General features: G+C 58.4%; 17 protein-coding genes. All 17 read left to right on the top strand.

Features of this window, described 5'->3' with window-relative positions:
- Positions 1-249: 249 nt before the first annotated feature.
- Complete coding sequence (gene lnt / locus WBK19_RS09765; RefSeq protein WP_511289228.1) at positions 250-1,836, top strand: apolipoprotein N-acyltransferase; 1,587 nt, start codon at positions 250-252, stop codon at positions 1,834-1,836.
- Between the two features lie 160 nt (positions 1,837-1,996).
- Positions 1,997-4,399, top strand: a complete 2,403-nt coding sequence (locus WBK19_RS09760; protein WP_511289226.1) for a heavy metal translocating P-type ATPase — start codon at positions 1,997-1,999, stop codon at positions 4,397-4,399.
- The gene (gene lspA, locus WBK19_RS09755) at positions 4,396-5,460 is read left to right on the top strand and encodes a signal peptidase II (protein WP_511289224.1); all 1,065 of its coding nucleotides are present in this window, start codon (positions 4,396-4,398) and stop codon (positions 5,458-5,460) included. The genes WBK19_RS09760 and lspA (WBK19_RS09755) overlap by 4 nt, the downstream gene beginning before the upstream one ends.
- A gap of 57 nt (positions 5,461-5,517) precedes the next feature.
- Complete coding sequence (locus WBK19_RS09750) at positions 5,518-5,853, top strand: TFIIB-type zinc ribbon-containing protein (protein WP_511289222.1); 336 nt, start codon at positions 5,518-5,520, stop codon at positions 5,851-5,853.
- A gap of 189 nt (positions 5,854-6,042) precedes the next feature.
- Positions 6,043-6,336 carry an ABC transporter permease gene (locus tag WBK19_RS09745; RefSeq protein WP_511289686.1) on the top strand — a complete coding sequence of 98 codons (294 nt, stop codon included), beginning with the start codon at positions 6,043-6,045 and terminating at the stop codon, positions 6,334-6,336.
- On the top strand, positions 6,333-7,085 hold the full coding sequence (locus tag WBK19_RS09740; protein WP_511289220.1) for an HD-GYP domain-containing protein: 753 nt from the start codon (positions 6,333-6,335) through the stop codon (positions 7,083-7,085). The genes WBK19_RS09745 and WBK19_RS09740 overlap by 4 nt, the downstream gene beginning before the upstream one ends.
- 307 nt (positions 7,086-7,392) lie before the next feature.
- Positions 7,393-7,785 carry a DUF302 domain-containing protein gene (locus WBK19_RS09735; protein ID WP_511289218.1) on the top strand — a complete coding sequence of 131 codons (393 nt, stop codon included), beginning with the start codon at positions 7,393-7,395 and terminating at the stop codon, positions 7,783-7,785.
- Positions 7,786-7,846: 61 nt separating this feature from the next.
- On the top strand, positions 7,847-8,374 hold the full coding sequence (locus WBK19_RS09730; protein ID WP_511289216.1) for a hypothetical protein: 528 nt from the start codon (positions 7,847-7,849) through the stop codon (positions 8,372-8,374).
- A gap of 140 nt (positions 8,375-8,514) precedes the next feature.
- The gene (locus WBK19_RS09725; RefSeq protein WP_511289214.1) at positions 8,515-9,465 is read left to right on the top strand and encodes a beta-propeller fold lactonase family protein; all 951 of its coding nucleotides are present in this window, start codon (positions 8,515-8,517) and stop codon (positions 9,463-9,465) included.
- On the top strand, positions 9,462-10,034 hold the full coding sequence (locus tag WBK19_RS09720) for a cytochrome b (RefSeq protein WP_511289212.1): 573 nt from the start codon (positions 9,462-9,464) through the stop codon (positions 10,032-10,034). Before WBK19_RS09725 ends, WBK19_RS09720 begins: the two co-directional genes overlap by 4 nt.
- A 159-nt stretch (positions 10,035-10,193) precedes the next feature.
- The gene (locus WBK19_RS09715) at positions 10,194-10,970 is read left to right on the top strand and encodes a ferredoxin--NADP reductase (protein ID WP_511289210.1); all 777 of its coding nucleotides are present in this window, start codon (positions 10,194-10,196) and stop codon (positions 10,968-10,970) included.
- 56 nt (positions 10,971-11,026) lie between these two features.
- A complete protein-coding gene (locus WBK19_RS09710; RefSeq protein WP_511289208.1) occupies positions 11,027-11,776 on the top strand; it encodes an electron transfer flavoprotein subunit beta/FixA family protein in 750 nt (249 codons plus the stop codon).
- 9 nt (positions 11,777-11,785) lie between these two features.
- Positions 11,786-12,718, top strand: coding sequence for an electron transfer flavoprotein subunit alpha/FixB family protein (locus WBK19_RS09705; RefSeq protein ID WP_511289206.1), 933 nt, complete (start codon positions 11,786-11,788; stop codon positions 12,716-12,718).
- Positions 12,719-12,809: 91 nt separating this feature from the next.
- On the top strand, positions 12,810-13,328 hold the full coding sequence (gene lspA, locus WBK19_RS09700) for a signal peptidase II (RefSeq protein ID WP_511289204.1): 519 nt from the start codon (positions 12,810-12,812) through the stop codon (positions 13,326-13,328).
- A gap of 287 nt (positions 13,329-13,615) precedes the next feature.
- Complete coding sequence (locus WBK19_RS09695; RefSeq protein ID WP_011288358.1) at positions 13,616-13,966, top strand: hypothetical protein; 351 nt, start codon at positions 13,616-13,618, stop codon at positions 13,964-13,966.
- A 67-nt stretch (positions 13,967-14,033) separates the two neighbouring features.
- Positions 14,034-15,332, top strand: coding sequence for a TolC family protein (locus WBK19_RS09690; RefSeq protein ID WP_511289202.1), 1,299 nt, complete (start codon positions 14,034-14,036; stop codon positions 15,330-15,332).
- The gene (locus tag WBK19_RS09685) at positions 15,329-16,528 is read left to right on the top strand and encodes an efflux RND transporter periplasmic adaptor subunit (protein ID WP_511289200.1); all 1,200 of its coding nucleotides are present in this window, start codon (positions 15,329-15,331) and stop codon (positions 16,526-16,528) included. The genes WBK19_RS09690 and WBK19_RS09685 overlap by 4 nt, the downstream gene beginning before the upstream one ends.
- Positions 16,529-16,537 lie beyond the last annotated feature (9 nt).

The raw sequence follows: 16,537 nt of genomic DNA, 5'->3' as shown, positions 1-16,537 counted from the left end.
TCCTTGCGGGTTTTAATTGTAGCTGCTTGACCTTTTAGCGACTCAAGGGTTTTAAATGATGGCTACGAATAGTAGTTCGTCCTGGCTACTCATACTGACAAGCAAATATCTAATGACACCAGACTAGGCACTTGAGCCTCAACGGCCATAGCACCTCAAGAAGTTCCGCAATCATTCGCGCCTGCCCCAACATTTCATGGCATCCCATGAATGATGGATTGCTTCCAAATACTGGATTTTTTGTCTCCCATGACTTCTATGCTCTTATCGCTGATCCTAGGCGCAGTCAGCGTCACTGCGTTCGCGCCGCTCGAAGTTTTTCCGATAGCATGGCTCACGACTGGCGGGCTTTTCTTTCTTCTTGTTCAAGCACCAGATGTCCGTAGCGCGTTTGCGAGGGGATTCGCCCATGGTCTCGGAATCTTTCTTGCTGGTGTTTCGTGGGTCTTCGTTAGCCTGAACGAGTTTGGCGGGTTGCCCACCGTGCCTGCTGCTTTAGCGACGCTACTCTTCTGCGCCTTCTTGGCATTATTTCCAGCACTGTGGAGCGCGGCATTTGTCCGCATCAGGAGTGGGAAACCATTTGCCGATGTACTGGCTTTTGCCGCTTGCTGGTCGTTGTCGGAATGGACGCGCGGCTGGCTTTTCACCGGTTTCCCTTGGCTGACACTTGGATACTCTCAGTCTCCTCCATCGCCACTGAGCGGATTTGCGCCTGTCGTCGGCGTGTACGGCGTATCATTTTTCACGGTCGTGGTTGGCGCGGGTCTAGTGGGCGGCATGGTGGGATGCCATCGCGAAACCATCTCATTGTCGTCTCCCCCGAAATTCAGGCTGGCGCTCTCAACCCCAACGCTCTTGTGTGTTGTTTGCGCATTAGCTGTTGGCTATTTCGCGCAGCAACACCGCTGGACGTGGGCAGTTGGCCAGCCACTACGTGTGGCACTTTTGCAGGGCAACATCTCGCAAGATGTGAAGTGGCAGCCTGGGCATTTTGCTGATTCATTGGCAGTATACTTTGAGCTAACGAAAGACCATCCTGCACAACTGAGCATTCTGCCTGAGACCGCGATACCATCGTACTTTCATCAAATCCCGAAGGCATTTCTTGGAGATTTGGCACGACTCGTACAGACGCGGGGTGGCGATCTCTTGCTTGGGACCGTCCTTGGGGATGATCAGAACTACGCGAATATCGTGGTGACGCTTGGCGCCTCGCCACCTCAGGTTTACAGCAAACACCATTTGGTTCCGTTCGGCGAGTTCGTCCCCTCCGGTTTCGGCTGGTTCGTTGCTGCCCTAAGAATGCCAAAGTCTAATTTCTCGCCCGGAACAGTTGATCAGATACCGCTCGCCGTTTCTGGTCAGCAGGTGGCAGTCAACATTTGCTACGAGGATCTCTTTGGTGAGGAAATCATTCGCTCCATGCCGCACGCATCGATTTTGGCCAACGTCTCGAATACCGCCTGGTTTGGGCGTCGCTCACTGGCTCAGCCACAGCACCTGCAGATTTCACAGATGCGGGCGCTGGAAACGGGGAGACCGATGCTGCGCGCGACCAACACTGGCATGACTGCAGTCGTTCTCCCCACCGGTTTGGTCGACAAGAAGCTACCTCCATTCGTCCGAGGCGCTCTCGTGGCCGACGTGCAGGGCTATGCCGGAACCACCCCATACGCGCGATTCGGAAATGGGCTTGTGTTGATCCTTGCCGTAGCTGCTTTGCTGTTCAGCATGTTGGCGCGCACGGGGTGGAGATCAGAAACCTCCAAAAGAAACTGGAACAGGCTTTGGCTGAAAGTCAAAGCAGTATATCCGCCAACAAGAAACCCATAATGATGATTCCTGCCGGCTCGCGTGACTTCGTTAAGCGCAGACATCCATGCTGTGGAAACGTATTCCGTGAATCGGACATCAATCTCCATTTATTTCTTGACTCTATAGCGACTACAGAGTTTTAAATGGAGCTTTAATAGACCATTTGAAGGAGCTATCCATGAGTGAATGCGCTTCAAAAGGCTGCAGCTGCACGGCCGAGCCGATCATCCATCCAACGACTCCGACCCCGCAAACAGCGGGATCGGCTCAAGTGGTGTATCACATCGAGAACATGGATTGCCCTACGGAAGAAGCGCTAATCCGAAGTAAATTGACCGGTCTGGCGGGCGTAGTTGGTCTTGAATTCAACCTGATGCAGCGTACTTTGGTCGTTCGCCACGAACTGCCCTCGCTGTCACCGGTTGAGCAGGCGCTAACAGCCATCGGCATGCAAGCCGTGCGCATGGATCAGGCGTCGGCCGGGCAAACGACCAGGCTGTCCATTGCCAAAATGGATTGCCCGACCGAAGAGGCGTTGATCCGCAACAAACTCGGCCCAATGGCAGGGGTCTCAGGACTCGACTTCAACTTGATGCAGCGCACGTTGTCGGTGCGCCATACTGACCAGGCTCTGCCAGAGGTGCTCATGGCCCTGCAAGCGCTTGGATTCGAGGCGCAAGTGATGGACGCAGCCGAGGCCGCGCCATCCATTTCCCCTTTGACCACGCCAACCAACTGGTGGCCGCTGGGCATTTCTTTGGTCACTGCATCGGCGGCCGAGGTGGTCTACTGGCTCCACAACGGCAATCACTGGTCGGTCGTTGTTCTGGCGCTCGTCGCGGTCTTCACGGGTGGCCTTTCCACCTACAAGAAGGGGTGGATTGCGCTCAAGAACCGTAATCTGAACATGAACGCCCTGATGTCGATTGCGGTCACGGGCGCCATGTTGATCGGCCACTGGCCCGAAGCTGCAATGGTGATGGTACTGTTCACGCTGGCTGAGGTAATCGAAGCCAAATCGCTGGATCGCGCTCGTAACGCCATCCGCGGCCTGCTTGATCTTTCACCAGAACAAGCAACCGTACTGCAGCCGGACGGCACATGGCGTGAAGTGAGTGCTAAGCAAGTCGCCATCGGCGATCGCGTCCGGGTCAAACCAGGTGAGCGCATCGCCCTTGACGGTGAGGTGCTGGAAGGCCGCTCTACCATCAACCAAGCCCCGATCACGGGCGAAAGCCTCCCGGTCGAGAAATCCCCCGGTGATCCGGTGTTTGCGGGCACGATCAACGAATCAGGTTCATTCGAGTACCACGTCACCGCCGTGGCCAGCCACTCCACACTGGCCCGCATCATTCACGCGGTCGAAGCTGCACAGGGGAGCCGTGCGCCGACGCAACGTTTTGTCGATCAGTTCGCCCGCTGGTACACCCCTGTTGTGTTCGGCGTGGCCATCGCTGTCGCGTTGCTGCCACCGCTGTTCATGGGGGCTGCCTGGCTCGAATGGATTTACCGCGCACTGGTTCTGCTGGTGGTCGCCTGCCCGTGCGCATTGGTGATCTCTACGCCGGTCAGCATCGTCAGCGGCTTGGCCGCCGCCGCCCGTCACGGCATTCTCATTAAGGGCGGCGTCTATCTGGAAGAAGGCCGCAAGCTACGCTGGCTGGCGCTGGACAAGACCGGCACGATCACGCACGGCAAGCCGGCTCAGACCGATTTTGTCGCATGTGGCACTGCACTCACCGCTGACAGCCGCAGCATCGCTGCCAGTCTGGCGGCCCGCTCAGACCATCCGGTATCCAAAGCGGTGGCACAGGCTGCGCAGGCAGATGCGATTGCCCTGCTCGACGTGGCTGAGTTCAGCGCGTTGCCCGGTCGGGGCGTGCAAGGTCAAATCAACGGCGAGACCTATCATCTGGGCAACCACCGGATGCTCGAAGAACTGGGGCAGTGCACTCCCGAGTTGGAACAGCGCATCGCGGAGCTGGAAACCGTAGGTAAAACTGTCGTGATGTTGGTCAGCGCAAAGGGGGTTCATGCCTTATTCGCCGTAGCGGACACTATCAAGGACAGTAGCAGGAGAGCCATCGCCGAGTTGCATGCGATGGGCATCAACACCACGATGCTGACCGGCGACAACCCACATACGGCAAAGGCCATTGCCGCACAAGCCGGGATCGACCGTGCACAAGGTAATCTCCTCCCAGAAGACAAACTGCACGAAGTGGAGAAATTGGCCCAAAGCGGCAAGGTCGGCATGGTTGGCGATGGCATCAATGATTCACCGGCCTTGGCACGAGCCGACATCGGCTTTGCCATGGGGGCGGCTGGCTCGGACACCGCCATCGAAACGGCTGACGTGGCGCTGATGGACGACGACCTGCGTAAGATACCGACCTTCGTGCGCCTGTCGCATGCAACTGCGCAGGTGCTGATGCAAAACATCGTGCTGGCCCTTGGTATCAAAACAGTATTTCTGGTGCTCACCTTCACGGGTCACGCCACCATGTGGATGGCCGTGTTTGCTGATATGGGAGCCAGCCTCCTTGTCGTCGGTAACGGCTTGAGGCTGCTGCGCCGATGAGCTGGAAATTTTTTCTCTATGACTGGGGTGACCTGAACATCGCGTTGTTCCAAGCCATAAACACGGGTACGCCTGCCGCGCTGGAGCCGGTGGCGTGGTTCTTCAGCCTCGTGGGCAGTTACTGGACAGCGCCGCTGATGCTGTTGGGTCTGTGGTGGTGTTCGAAATCGGCCACCGACCCGGCGCGTAGTGCGGTCGTTTTGCAGCGCCTCATTGGTTTTAGCGTGGCCTTCTTGCTGGCTTTACTGGCCTCCGCCGTCTTGAAATTATGGCTCGACTTTCCGCGCCCGTCGGCTGTACTTGGCGACATGGTGCACGTTATCGGAGAGATTGAGCGACACTACAGCCTGCCCAGCGGGCATGCCACCTATGCCGCGCTGGTGGTCGGCGCGCTCTGGCCTTTGATGGGCCGCCGTGGCCGCATCGGTTTGGTGCTCTATGCGGCATTGGTCGGTTGGTCACGCATCGCGGCCGGAATGCACTTTCCTGCTGATGTGCTGGCGGGATGGGGACTTGGATGTATCTGCACGGCGCTTGCCGGGAGGGTGATGACCCTGGCCGCCCCTATGTGGCAATCAGCTCGCCACACATCGGTTTGGGTCTGGTACGCGGTGGCCGCCGGTGCAATCATGATCGATCATCTCGCTAAGTTCGCCATTACCCGCACGTTTGCCTACGGTGAACAGGTCGAAATCACCCCGTTTTTCAATCTCGTCCATGTCCTGAACCCCGGCGCGGCATTCAGTTTTCTGGCGAACGCTGGCGGCTGGCAACGTTACTTTTTTATCACGCTGGGTCTGGCCGTTTCCGCTTGGCTGGGACGCATGCTGTGCCAGCAACGGCCACGCCTCGAAGCGTTGGGCTATAGCCTGATTCTGGGTGGCGCACTCGGCAATGTCGCAGATCGCGTGCTGCGCGGGCAAGTTGTGGATTACCTCGACTTCCATTGGCGGTTCTCGCACTGGCCCGCGTTCAACTGGGCGGACGTGACAATTTCTCTGGGGGCGTTCTGCCTAATTTATATTGCAATGAGTCAAAACACCGTCACCAATTCGGGGTGATGACTTCCTGTTTTCCGTCGCCAGCAAGTCTTCCAACAATTTGCTGGTTAAAGTTCAATGTGCCGAGCGGTGTCAAAGGCTGAAACCGTTCGATTTTCCTCAAGGAGAACTGCCGTGAAATGCCCAGTCTGCATAGAAACCACCCTTGTTATGACGGAGCGTCAAGGGATCGAGATCGACTATTGCCCGCAATGCCGAGGGGTCTGGCTTGACCGCGGAGAACTCGACAAAATCATTGAGCGTAGTCAGCGCGACCCCGCTTATGCTCCATCACAACCTGCACCCACACCGCAGCAGCCTCTAAGGCGATCCGGATGCGATGACGAGCACTCTTGGGGCCATAGCGGCAATTCACCTAAGCGAGGTGGATTTTTCAAGGACTTGTTCGATTGAATACGCTGGCACCTCCGGTGGCGCTGGATGCGGTGGGCGTGCGTTGGAGTTCGCATTTCAACCCAGAATCTGATAGCTAACGGTAAGTTGATGGCGACGAAATTCGAGCGCCAGTCTTTCGTCATGGCACGGTTAGTCACAGTGTGCTCACGCCATTTTCGTATCAGGAATGAACAATGGATGACCTGAATCGCGCGCAACCAGGCGCAAGTCGGCCTCTTGAGCCTGCTCATTCTGGCGCAGATCCTGCTGCTGTCCGGACTATGGACGCCGCCGGAGACGATGCCGGACTGGATGCGCTGGGCGACGCTAGCGTCGCCGATGCGCCACTACATCGACGTAAGCTACGGCGTCCTGCTGAAGGGGGCCGGACTCGATCTGCTACGGGACTCGGTGCTGGCGATCGGCATACTGGGGGGTGTTAATCTTTTCTTTCGGCATGCGCCGCTTCCGCAGGCAGTTCGCATGAGGAGTCACACATGAGCGACCACACCCAGGAAAGCACAGCTACACCGCACAGCGCCGAGCCCTGTGTGCTGTGCGGATCACACTCGACCGACAGGTTGTATACCCGATTGGCAGGTACGTGCACTTGCGAACATTGCCTTCTGGAGTGCCGCAAGCAGCTCTTGGGCATGGGGGAGGAGTTGCAGGAGCTGCTGGCGGAGTCGCTGACTGCGGCCCTGGATATGCGGGAACATGAAACCGGCATGCATTCTAAGCGGGTTGCTTGCCACACCTTGGTGCTGGCAAGACATTGCTATAGCGACCCGGCCTTGCTCAAGCAGGTGTATTGGGGCAGCCTGCTGCACGATGTCGGAAAGATCGGCGTGCCCGACGCGATTCTGCTGAAGCCCGGCCAGCTCACTGAGACGGAGTGGGAAATCATGCGCCGGCATCCTGGAGCCGGGTATGACATGTTGGCTCCTGTCCCGTTTTTCGAGGTTGCCGCCGACATTGTTCTCTGCCACGAAGAGCGGTTCGATGGCTCCGGCTATCCACGAGGCTTGTGCGGGGACGCCATTCCGCTGGCGGCGCGTCTGTTTGCAATTATCGATACGCTGGATGCCATGACTTCGGATCGGCCATATCGACAGGGACTCGATTTTGATTCAGCAAAGAATGAGATCGTGAAAATGTCCGGAAGCCAGTTCGATCCTGTTGCGGTCGATATATTTATTGCCGAAGAGGAACGTTTGCGGGAAATGGTGTCTCTCACGAACTTAAAGTAAAACACCACATTATGAAAACGAGCACTCAAGAGAACGGAAATGATATGCCTGAGGAACGCAAGGACAAGACAAGTTGCGGCTGCCACAGCGAAGAAGGCTTCAGAGGTCCCTGGTCCCTGCCGCTACGCAAAGCCTTGGCGAGCGGCGCGTTCGCCAGAGCCGGCTATTGAGCGGCAATTTGGTGAGGCTGCCTTTTCTGCTTCCCGATTGCCATTCTCGCGCATGAGTTCAGCGAATTCGTGGTGATAGCAAGCGGTCGGACAATGCTAAGGACATGAAATTCCATGTGCACTGAAAGGAAAATGATATGAATCTCCAGTACGGCTTTGGCAAGACGATTGCGTCATCTTTCGACGAGGCAATTGAAAAAGTAACCCAGGAGCTACAAAGAGAAGGCTTCGGCGTACTCACGGACATTGACGTGGCGGCGACGCTCAAGAAAAAACTAAATCAAGATATGCCGCCCTACCGTATCCTCGGGGCTTGCAATCCGCCGCTCGCGAATCAAGCATTGCGGGCAGAACCCTCAATTGGATTGCTCTTGCCATGCAACGTCGTGGTGCGCCAGGACGATGATGGCAAGATTCATGCGGAATTCATGGACCCCTACGCCGTGCTCGCGTTGGTTGACAAACCTGAAATTAATAAGTTGGCTGGTGAGGTTCGGGAGCGGCTAATGCGGGTGATGCAGGCACTGTAAGCTTGCTTTGGCCGGCCCGTTACGGGCCTTTCATGTGTTCGTAACTCAAAGGAGTAGTGCAATGAAACCAACGATTTTTACCGTCGCATTGGCTGCAAGCGTGCTGTTCGCAACGCCCGTTCTGGCACAACAACCAAACAGCCCCGAAAAAAATGCCCAAGCGAAACCATCTGTGCCGAACGTGGCCGAGTACGACAAGCAGATGGCGCTGGCCCAGGAAAACATGAAAAAAATGCAGGAGCAGATGGACAAGATTCGCCAGACCCAAGATCCGCAAGAGCGTCAGAAACTGCTGCAAGACCATTGGACCGCCATGCAAGGCAATATGCAGATGATGCACGGCATGTGGGGTAGCGGCGGCATGGGGGGCTGGGGCTGCTGTATGGGCGGCCGTGGCATGATGGGGCACGGCATGATGATGGGCGACCCAACGATGGGCTGGGGCCACATAGGCAGCTATTACTCCAAGCTCACTCCGGAGCAAATGAAACAAAGGCAGTACATGATGGACCGCTACATGGGCATGCAGCAGATGATGATGGACCACATGATGCAACACCAGCAATACATGTGGCAGTCGCCGAGGTAAAGCACCAGTGTGGTGCGGTCGCTGCCGTGCCGCACTACACGAACTACGGGTTGCAGCGTTTCTCATGAAGCAATCTGTATTCGTCATTCGCAATATGGATCATGAGCTTCCGCACTCGCCCATTTTAAGAGGAGGTTTCAATGGAAACTATCACACGGTTAATTTCACTGCTGAGTGGCGTAACACTGTCGGCTTCGGTCGCCTTGGCTGCGCCGCTCGCCTATGTGCCCAACGAGAAGAGCGGCACGATTTCGGTCATCGATACGGCGAAGGACGAAGTCGTGGCGGAGATCAAGGCGGGGAGCAAGCCGCGCGGCCTAGCTGTCAGCGCGGATGGCAAGCGGCTGTTCGTCAGCGACCAGCCCGATAGCGCGCTCCTCGTCGTCGACCTGGAGAAGCGCGCCGTGGTCGGCAAGGTGGACCTCGGCGAGTCGCCGGAGGGCGTGAGCCTGTCCCCTGATGGTAAGTGGGTCGTCGCGGCGGTCGAGGTCAGCAACAGTGTGGCGTTCATCAATTCAGCAACGCTGCAAAAGGAGTTCAGCGTTCGCACCCGCGGCAAGAATCCGGAGCACGCGGTCTTCAGCCCGGACGGCAAGTGGCTGTACGTCAGCGCCGAAGAAGCAGAGCAGGTCGATGTGGTGGACGTCGCAAAACGCGAGCAGACCGGATCGATTCCCGTCGGCAAAAGGCCGCGCGGTATCGGTTTCCTGCCCGACGGCAGCCATGCCTACGTCGCCTCCGAACTGGCGAGCACGGTATATGCGATCGACGTGCGCGAGCAGAAGGCCGTCGCCACGATCAAGCCCGGCACGTTCTCCAACGGCGTGGCGATCCGCCCCGACGGCAAACGGGCGTATATCTCCAATGGCAAGGATGGCACCGTTTCGGTGATCGATACCGGGAGCAACACGGTTGTCGCCACGGTCCCGGTCGGGCAGCGCCCGTGGAACATGGCGCTGACGCCGGATGGCCGGAAGCTCTACGTGGCCAATGGCCGCTCCAATTCGGTATCGGTGATCGACACTGAGACCAACCAGAAGGTTCATGACATCCCGGTCGGCGAGTTCCCCTGGGGGGTGGTGATCCGATGAGCGCCTGGACAGCGATGACCAAGGACACGGTCGATATGAATCTGCCCACCCGCTACCCACGCACCGCGATGGTCCTGCACTGGACCGTGGCGCTGCTGATCATCGCCTTGCTGGCGACCGGCTGGTACATGGTCGGCATCCCGAAGAACACTCCGGAACGCGCCTTCTTCTTCAACCTGCACAAGTCGCTCGGCATCATCACAGCGATCCTCATCATGGCGCTGATCGTCTGGCGTCTGAGACATGACGCACCACCGCTGCCCACGGCCATGCCGAAGTGGGAAAGGATGATGGCCGTCCTCAACCACCGTTTGTTCTACGTCCTCATGGTGCTGATGACGCTCGCCGGCTATCTCACCTCCTCCTTCAGCAAATACGGCCCCAAGCTCTTCGGCATCCCGCTGCCGCATTGGGGATGGGAGGACGTGGCGCTGCGCGGCGACTTCGCGGCAGTGCATCGGGTAACCGCTCTCGTCTTCGCGGCGCTGATCGCGCTTCACATCGCCGCGGCCCTGAAGCACCTGGTGTGGGACAAGGACGGTGTCTTCCAGCGGATGATGCCCGGCTGACACGCTGGTGGGCCACACGTAACCATTTTTTATGCGAATTCCTGAAAAGTGGCTCAGGCTACATATCTATTTAATAAATATCCGTTAGAGAAAATTCACGATTTTATCGATTAGCCAGCGACGTAAAATGCCGCCTTCACTTTTCCAAGCACAACAATCATGAGTTCTTTTGTCACCGAAACCGTCCTCTCAGTCCACCACTGGAATGACAACCTCTTCTCTTTCAGGACCACGCGCAATCCTGCCCTGCGCTTTCTCAATGGCCAGTTCGTCATGATCGGCATGGAAGTCAATGGTCGCCCTCTGATGCGTGCCTATAGCATTGCCAGTGCCAATTACGAAGAACATCTGGAATTCTTCAGCATCAAGGTTCAGGATGGTCCGTTGACTTCACGTTTGCAGCACCTGAAACCGGGTGATCCGCTCCTGGTCAGCAAAAAACCCACCGGTACGCTGGTGCTGCGTGACCTCAAGCCGGGTCGTCGCCTGTTCATGTTTGCCACCGGGACCGGTCTGGCCCCCTTCATGAGCCTGATCCACGACCCGGAAACCTATGAGCGCTTCGAGAAAGTCATTCTCATCCACGGCGTCCGCTGGACCAATGAACTGGCTTACCACGACTACATCGAGGAGGATCTGAAGGACCACGAATACCTCGGTGATCTGATCCGTGAAAAGCTGATCTATTACCCAACGGTAACTCGCGAGCCGTTCCGCAACGAGGGACGTCAGACCGATCTGATCCTCTCAGGCAAGTTGTTTTCTGATTTGTGCGAACCCCCCATCGACCCCGCGACGGATCGGGGCATGATTTGCGGTAGTCCGGCCATGCTTAAGGAAATTTCGGCCATGCTTGATGGTTTCGGTTTGAAGATTTCCCCACATATCGGCGAAGCCGGGGATTACGTGATTGAGCGTGCATTCGTCGAGCAGTAAGCAACCGTTGGGCGTTTCAAGCTCAAACCCAAAGACATTGTCTCCGGAGAAGATTTGTGAAAATCCTGGTGCCCGTAAAGCGGGTCATAGACTACAACGTGAAGGTTCGGGTGAAGGCAGACGGGTCGGGTGTCGATCTGGCGAACGTAAAGATGAGCATGAACCCGTTTGATGAGATTGCGGTGGAAGAGGCGGTTCGTCTGAAAGAAGCAGGCTTGGCCAAGGAAGTGATTGCCGTCTCTTGCGGTGTCGGCGCCTGCCAGGAAACCTTGCGCACCGCGATGGCCATTGGCGCTGACCGTGGCATTCTCGTGGAAACTGATGTCGAACTACAGCCGCTGGCTGTCGCCAAGCTACTCAAGGCACTCTGCGACAAGGAACAGCCGCAACTCGTCATCTGCGGCAAGCAGGCGATTGATGATGATGCCAACCAGACTGGCCAGATGCTGGCTGCACTTGCCGGATGGCCGCAGGCCACCTTCGCCTCCAGGGTCGTCATCGCTGGCGACAAGGCGACGGTAACCCGCGAAATCGACGGCGGCCTGGAAACTTTGGAAATCAGCTTGCCGGCTATCGTTTCTACCGACCTGCGCCTTAATGAACCGCGCTACGCCACCCTGCCCAATATCATGAAGGCCAAGAAGAAACCGCTCGACACAGTCAAGCCGGCTGATCTCGGTGTCGATGTCGCGCCGCGTCTGACGACCCTCAAGGTCTCTGAGCCCCCCAGGCGTTCTGCCGGCATCAAGGTGACCGATGTGGCCGAACTCGTTAACAAGCTTCGCAATGAAGCGAAAGTGATCTAAGGGGAGACCATGACCATTCTCGTCATTGCCGAACACGACCAGAAAAGCCTTAAGGCCGCCACGCTGAACACCATTACTGCCGCCCTGGAGATCGGTGGCGATATTCACATTCTGGTGGCCGGTGCCAACTGTAACGCCGCAGCACAACAAGCCGCCAGCCTGCAAGGCATCAGCCTCGTCAAAGTGGCGGATGCGGCCCACTATGAATCCCATACTGCCGAAAACCTTACGGCCCTCGTCATCGCCCACGTGGCGGGCTACAGCCACATCCTCGCTCCAGCCACCACCTTCGGTAAGAACCTTATGCCGCGCGTCGCCGCCTTGCTCGACGTGGCACAGATTTCCGAAATCACCACCGTCGAATCGGCGGACACCTTCGTTCGCCCGATCTACGCCGGCAATGCACTGGCTACTGTTAAGAGCGCCGATCCGGTCAAGGTCATTACCGTCCGTACCACGGCGTTTGATGCGGTCAACGTTGGAAATGCAGCAAAAATCGAAAGTATTGCCGCTGCCGCTGATACCGGTCAAAGCACACTGACCAACCGCGAACTGACCAAGTCCGAACGCCCGGAACTCGGTGCGGCCAAGATCATCGTTTCCGGTGGCCGTGGTCTGGGGAGTGGGGAGAATTACCACAAGTTGCTGGAACCGCTGGCTGACAAACTTGGTGCGGCGCTTGGTGCATCCAGAGCGGCGGTCGATGCCGGCTTTGTCCCGAACGATTACCAGGTTGGCCAGACTGGCAAGATCGTTGCCCCACAGCTTTACATTGCCGTCGGCATCTCCGGTGCCATTCAACACCTGGCCGGGATGAAGGAGTCCAAGGTCATCGTTGCCATCAACAAAGATCCGGATGCGCCGATTTTCCAGGTGGCGGATTACGGTCTGGTCGCCGATCTCTTCGAAACCGTACCTGCGTTAACGCACTTCCCTTTATGATCTATTTGCCAGCCCCTCACCGCGGGGATCAACTTCTGGTCGAAACTAACGCCGGCCCCAGTCTTGTTGCTGCCGGTACTGTTGTCACGTCGTGACCAGAGGCAGTAATGGCCCTCCGGCAATCAAAACGGCCGAGCGGTACCGCTGGCTGGGGTTGGCTATCAGTGTGGCCTTGGCGGACCAAGGGGCCAAGCATTGGATCGTGGGGGCCTTCCCTTTGGGCGCAGGCGAAACGGTGTTACCGTTTTTCAATCTCGTCCACATCCTGAATAGCGGCGCAGCCTTCAGTTTTCTAGCGAATGCCGGCGGTTGGCAACGCTATGTCTTCATTGCCCTCGCCTTGGCTGTCTCGGTGGGGCTGACCGCCATGTTGCTGAAAGGCGTGGCGAACCGGTGGCAAGGGTGGGGGTATAGCCTGCTCCTCAGCGGTGCCGTCGGCAACCTGGTAGATCGCTTGGTCCACGGAGCGGTCGTGGATTATCTGGACTTCCATGCCGGCGGCTGGCACTGGCCAGCCTTCAATCTCGCCGATACGGCGCTTTGTCTGAGCGCCTTGATTCTTCTCTGGGGAACCTTGCTGTCGTCAGCTCAAAGCAAGGCGCCCCCTTAGCAAGTGCGCAGGAAATCTCGATACAATTCCTGGCAATAAACCAAAACGAGGAACAAAAATTGGCTCAACGATCCTTCTCCCTGTTTGACCGTCGCATGTTGTCTGCCTTGATGTTCCTGGGCCTGGTCCATTGCACTTCGGCAGCCGAGGAACCCTTGCCTCCTGATCCGGCGTTTCGGCTCAAGGCGTCCCTGAAGGGTAGCGATACGGTGGTGGCTGAAATCATTCCTGCACTTGTTCCTTGCATTACTTGACCAGTTGAGACCAATTCTCGATAATCGATAGCCATGTTCCGTCGTTTCTGCTTCCGCTCCCGCTCGCTTGTCGCGATGCTGCTGGCCTTGTGTCTGGTCAGCGCGTCGCTATGGGGCTATAGCGCGGAAGCGATGGCGGATGCCTTGTCCGACGAGACCAGTATCGCCGTTTCGGGTGGCGGCTCCGGCGATCACACCTCGACTGAGAAGCTGTGCAATCATGGATGTCATGCCCAGACCCATCTGACGGGCCTCGAATCCAGCGCGCAGACTTTTGTCCTACCGTCCGCTGATGTTGTTTTTAATAGCGAGGGGGGAATCGACCTTCCCACTCAATCCGGCGACAGTCTGTTCCGTCCGCCCCGAAGCGCCTTTCAAGCCTAGACCGACCTAGTTCCTCAGCGGATGCCGCCGCGCATTCCGCTTCTTCATCGCTTGAAAGGTTTCTCCCATGTTGTTCAACACCCCTGCCGGGGAGCGCGCTTGGCTGCGCCATCTCGGCTTTATGGCGGGACTTGCCCTTGCCACTGGCAGCGCCTTCGCCGCCGCTGCATTGACGCTGGACGAGGCTTGGCGCCTGGCAGAGAGCGCCAATCCGACGCTACGCGCCACCCGGGCCAATCTCGATGCGGCCGAAGGCCAACTGCGAGACGCCTCCGGCCTGCTCTACAACAATCCGCAGTTGTCGACCGACCAAACCCGCCGTCGCGTTCCGCAAGCCGGACAATCGGATAACCGTTTCCATGAACAGACGGTGGGTATCTCGCAGACCTTCGAGATTGCCGGTCAGGCCGGCTATCGGCGCGAAGCCGCCGCCCGCGATCTTTCCGCCGTCACGGAAAACATTGATGAAGTCCGCCGCCAGGTACACGCCGAAGTCGAGCAGCGGTTCTACCGGGTGCTGATCCTGCAACGGCGTATTGAGACCGAACGCGAGGCCCTGGCCGCCGTCAACGACGCTGCTTCGGCGGTCAAAAAACGGGTGGCGGCCGGCGAGGATAGCCGCTTGGACGGCAACCTGGCGACGGTGGAAGCCGAGCGCGGCTACAACCAGCTCGCCGTACTCGACGAACAACTCTTACAGGCCCGCGCTGAACTGGCGACGGTGCTGCAACTACCTGCCACCACCTTGCCGGAAGCGGCTGGCGAATTGCGGGCTACGCCAATAGCGGCCCCCTTGGAAACATTGCAGGCAGCAGCCCGCGAACGGCCCCTGCTGCGTTCGTTGGAACACCGGGAGCAGGCCGCCCGCAATCGACTCGGCCTGGAACGCTCGGCCGCCTATCCCGATATCACGGTGGGTCTGAGCACGGGCCGGGAAGCCCCTTACGACGCCCGCGAGCAGTTCACCCGTCTGACGCTCTCCATGCCATTGCCCCTGTTTCGCCGCAATGGCACCGGGATTGGCAAGGCGACGACAGAACTGACCCAGGCCGAGATCGAACGACAAAGCACCGAGCGCGAAGTAGCGGCCCAGGTGAATGCCCTCTGGCAACGGCTGGGCAGCCTGCAAGGCCGCGTCAAACGGCTGGCCGAGTCGGTTTTGCCCGCCCTCGACGAGAACCGGCGCCTGTCGTCTACCGCCTATCGGGCCGGCGAAATTGGCCTGCTGCAACTCCTGCTGGTCAATCGCCAATTGCTGGATGCCCGCCGCGACTACCTCGATGCCCTCGGCGACTTTATCCAGACCCGCATTGCCCTGGAGCAGACCGCCGGCTGGCCCAACCTTGCCCCCGAGAAAAATAAATGATGACCCGTACCCTGACTGCCGCCACCCTGGTGCTTTTGTTGACGCTGGCCGCTTGCGACCGCAATGCCCCCGAGGCCAAGCCGGCAACCGAAAGCCAAACCGTCGCCCCGGAAAAGACCGCTGCCAACGACAAGGAAGCAGCCAGCGAAGCGCCGGAAGCCGGTCAAATCCATCTGACCGAGGCGGACATCAAGGCGGCCGGCATCCGCACCGAGGAAGCCAACGAAGCCGAAGTCCATGAGCGCATCGCCGTCACGGCCACCATTCAGGCCAACCAGGACCGGCTGGCGCATGTCGTCCCACGGGTGCCGGGCCGCCTCGTCGGCATCACGGCCAAACTGGGCGACCGGGTCAAGGCCGGGCAATCGCTGGCCAGCCTGGACAGTATCGAGGTCGGCGAAGCCCATTCCGCTTATCTTCAGGCCGACAGCCAGTTCCGGCTGGCCCAGGCCGATTTCGAGCGCGCCGAAAAGCTCCATGCCGAGCAGATCGTGCCGGAAAAGGATTACCTGCGCAGTCGCTCCGAACTGGAAAAAGCCCGCGCCAACCTGCGGGCGACCACCGACAAGCTGCGTCTGATGGGTGTGCCGCCGGCCCGCTCGGAATCGGCCGTCTCGGTCTTCCCGGTTAGCGCGCCCTTTGCCGGCACGGTGATCGAGAAGACGGCGGTGCTGGGTGAGCTTGCCCAGCCGGACAAGTCCCTGTTCACCGTGGCCGATCTGTCTGTCGTCTGGATCGAGGCCAATCTGTTCGAGAAAGACCTCGGCAAGATCAAGGTCGGCGCCACGGTCGGCGTATCGGTTGCCGCCTATCCCGACGAGTTGTTCAAGGGGCGCCTGACCTACATCAGCAGCGTCATGGATAAGGAAAGCCGGACGATCAAGGCTCGCGTCGAAGTTGCCAATGCCGACGGCCGCCTGAAGCCCGACATGTTCGCCAACGCCGCCATCGACACCGCCACGGCGGGCAAGGCGCTGACCGTGCCGACGAGCGCCGTGCTCCTGCTGGAGGGAAAGAAGACCGTCTTCGTTCGTGAGAAGGAAGGGTTCGAGAAACGGGAAGTCGAGTTGGGCGACAACCTCGGTGGCCGTTTCGTGGTCAAGGACGGCATCGAGGCCGGTGAGGCGGTCGTGGTCGAAGGCGCCTATGCGCTCAAGGCGCGGCTGCTGAAATCCAAAATCGGCGATCACGACTAAGGGACAGCC

Source organism: Azonexus sp., from assembly GCF_049652925.1.
Classification (GTDB): Bacteria; Pseudomonadota; Gammaproteobacteria; order Burkholderiales; family Rhodocyclaceae; genus Azonexus.
This window is presented reverse-complemented; position numbering and strand designations above follow the sequence as displayed.

Coding starts and splice junctions, on each gene's coding strand:
- lnt (WP_511289228.1), top strand. CDS start 250: ATGACTTCTATGCTCTTATCGCTGATCCTAGGCGCAGTCAGCGTCACT.
- WBK19_RS09760 (WP_511289226.1), top strand. CDS start 1,997: ATGAGTGAATGCGCTTCAAAAGGCTGCAGCTGCACGGCCGAGCCGATC.
- lspA (WP_511289224.1), top strand. CDS start 4,396: ATGAGCTGGAAATTTTTTCTCTATGACTGGGGTGACCTGAACATCGCG.
- WBK19_RS09750 (WP_511289222.1), top strand. CDS start 5,518: ATGTGCCGAGCGGTGTCAAAGGCTGAAACCGTTCGATTTTCCTCAAGG.
- WBK19_RS09740 (WP_511289220.1), top strand. CDS start 6,333: ATGAGCGACCACACCCAGGAAAGCACAGCTACACCGCACAGCGCCGAG.
- WBK19_RS09735 (WP_511289218.1), top strand. CDS start 7,393: ATGAATCTCCAGTACGGCTTTGGCAAGACGATTGCGTCATCTTTCGAC.
- WBK19_RS09730 (WP_511289216.1), top strand. CDS start 7,847: ATGAAACCAACGATTTTTACCGTCGCATTGGCTGCAAGCGTGCTGTTC.
- WBK19_RS09725 (WP_511289214.1), top strand. CDS start 8,515: ATGGAAACTATCACACGGTTAATTTCACTGCTGAGTGGCGTAACACTG.
- WBK19_RS09720 (WP_511289212.1), top strand. CDS start 9,462: ATGAGCGCCTGGACAGCGATGACCAAGGACACGGTCGATATGAATCTG.
- WBK19_RS09715 (WP_511289210.1), top strand. CDS start 10,194: ATGAGTTCTTTTGTCACCGAAACCGTCCTCTCAGTCCACCACTGGAAT.
- WBK19_RS09705 (WP_511289206.1), top strand. CDS start 11,786: ATGACCATTCTCGTCATTGCCGAACACGACCAGAAAAGCCTTAAGGCC.
- WBK19_RS09695 (WP_011288358.1), top strand. CDS start 13,616: ATGTTCCGTCGTTTCTGCTTCCGCTCCCGCTCGCTTGTCGCGATGCTG.
- WBK19_RS09690 (WP_511289202.1), top strand. CDS start 14,034: ATGTTGTTCAACACCCCTGCCGGGGAGCGCGCTTGGCTGCGCCATCTC.
- WBK19_RS09685 (WP_511289200.1), top strand. CDS start 15,329: ATGATGACCCGTACCCTGACTGCCGCCACCCTGGTGCTTTTGTTGACG.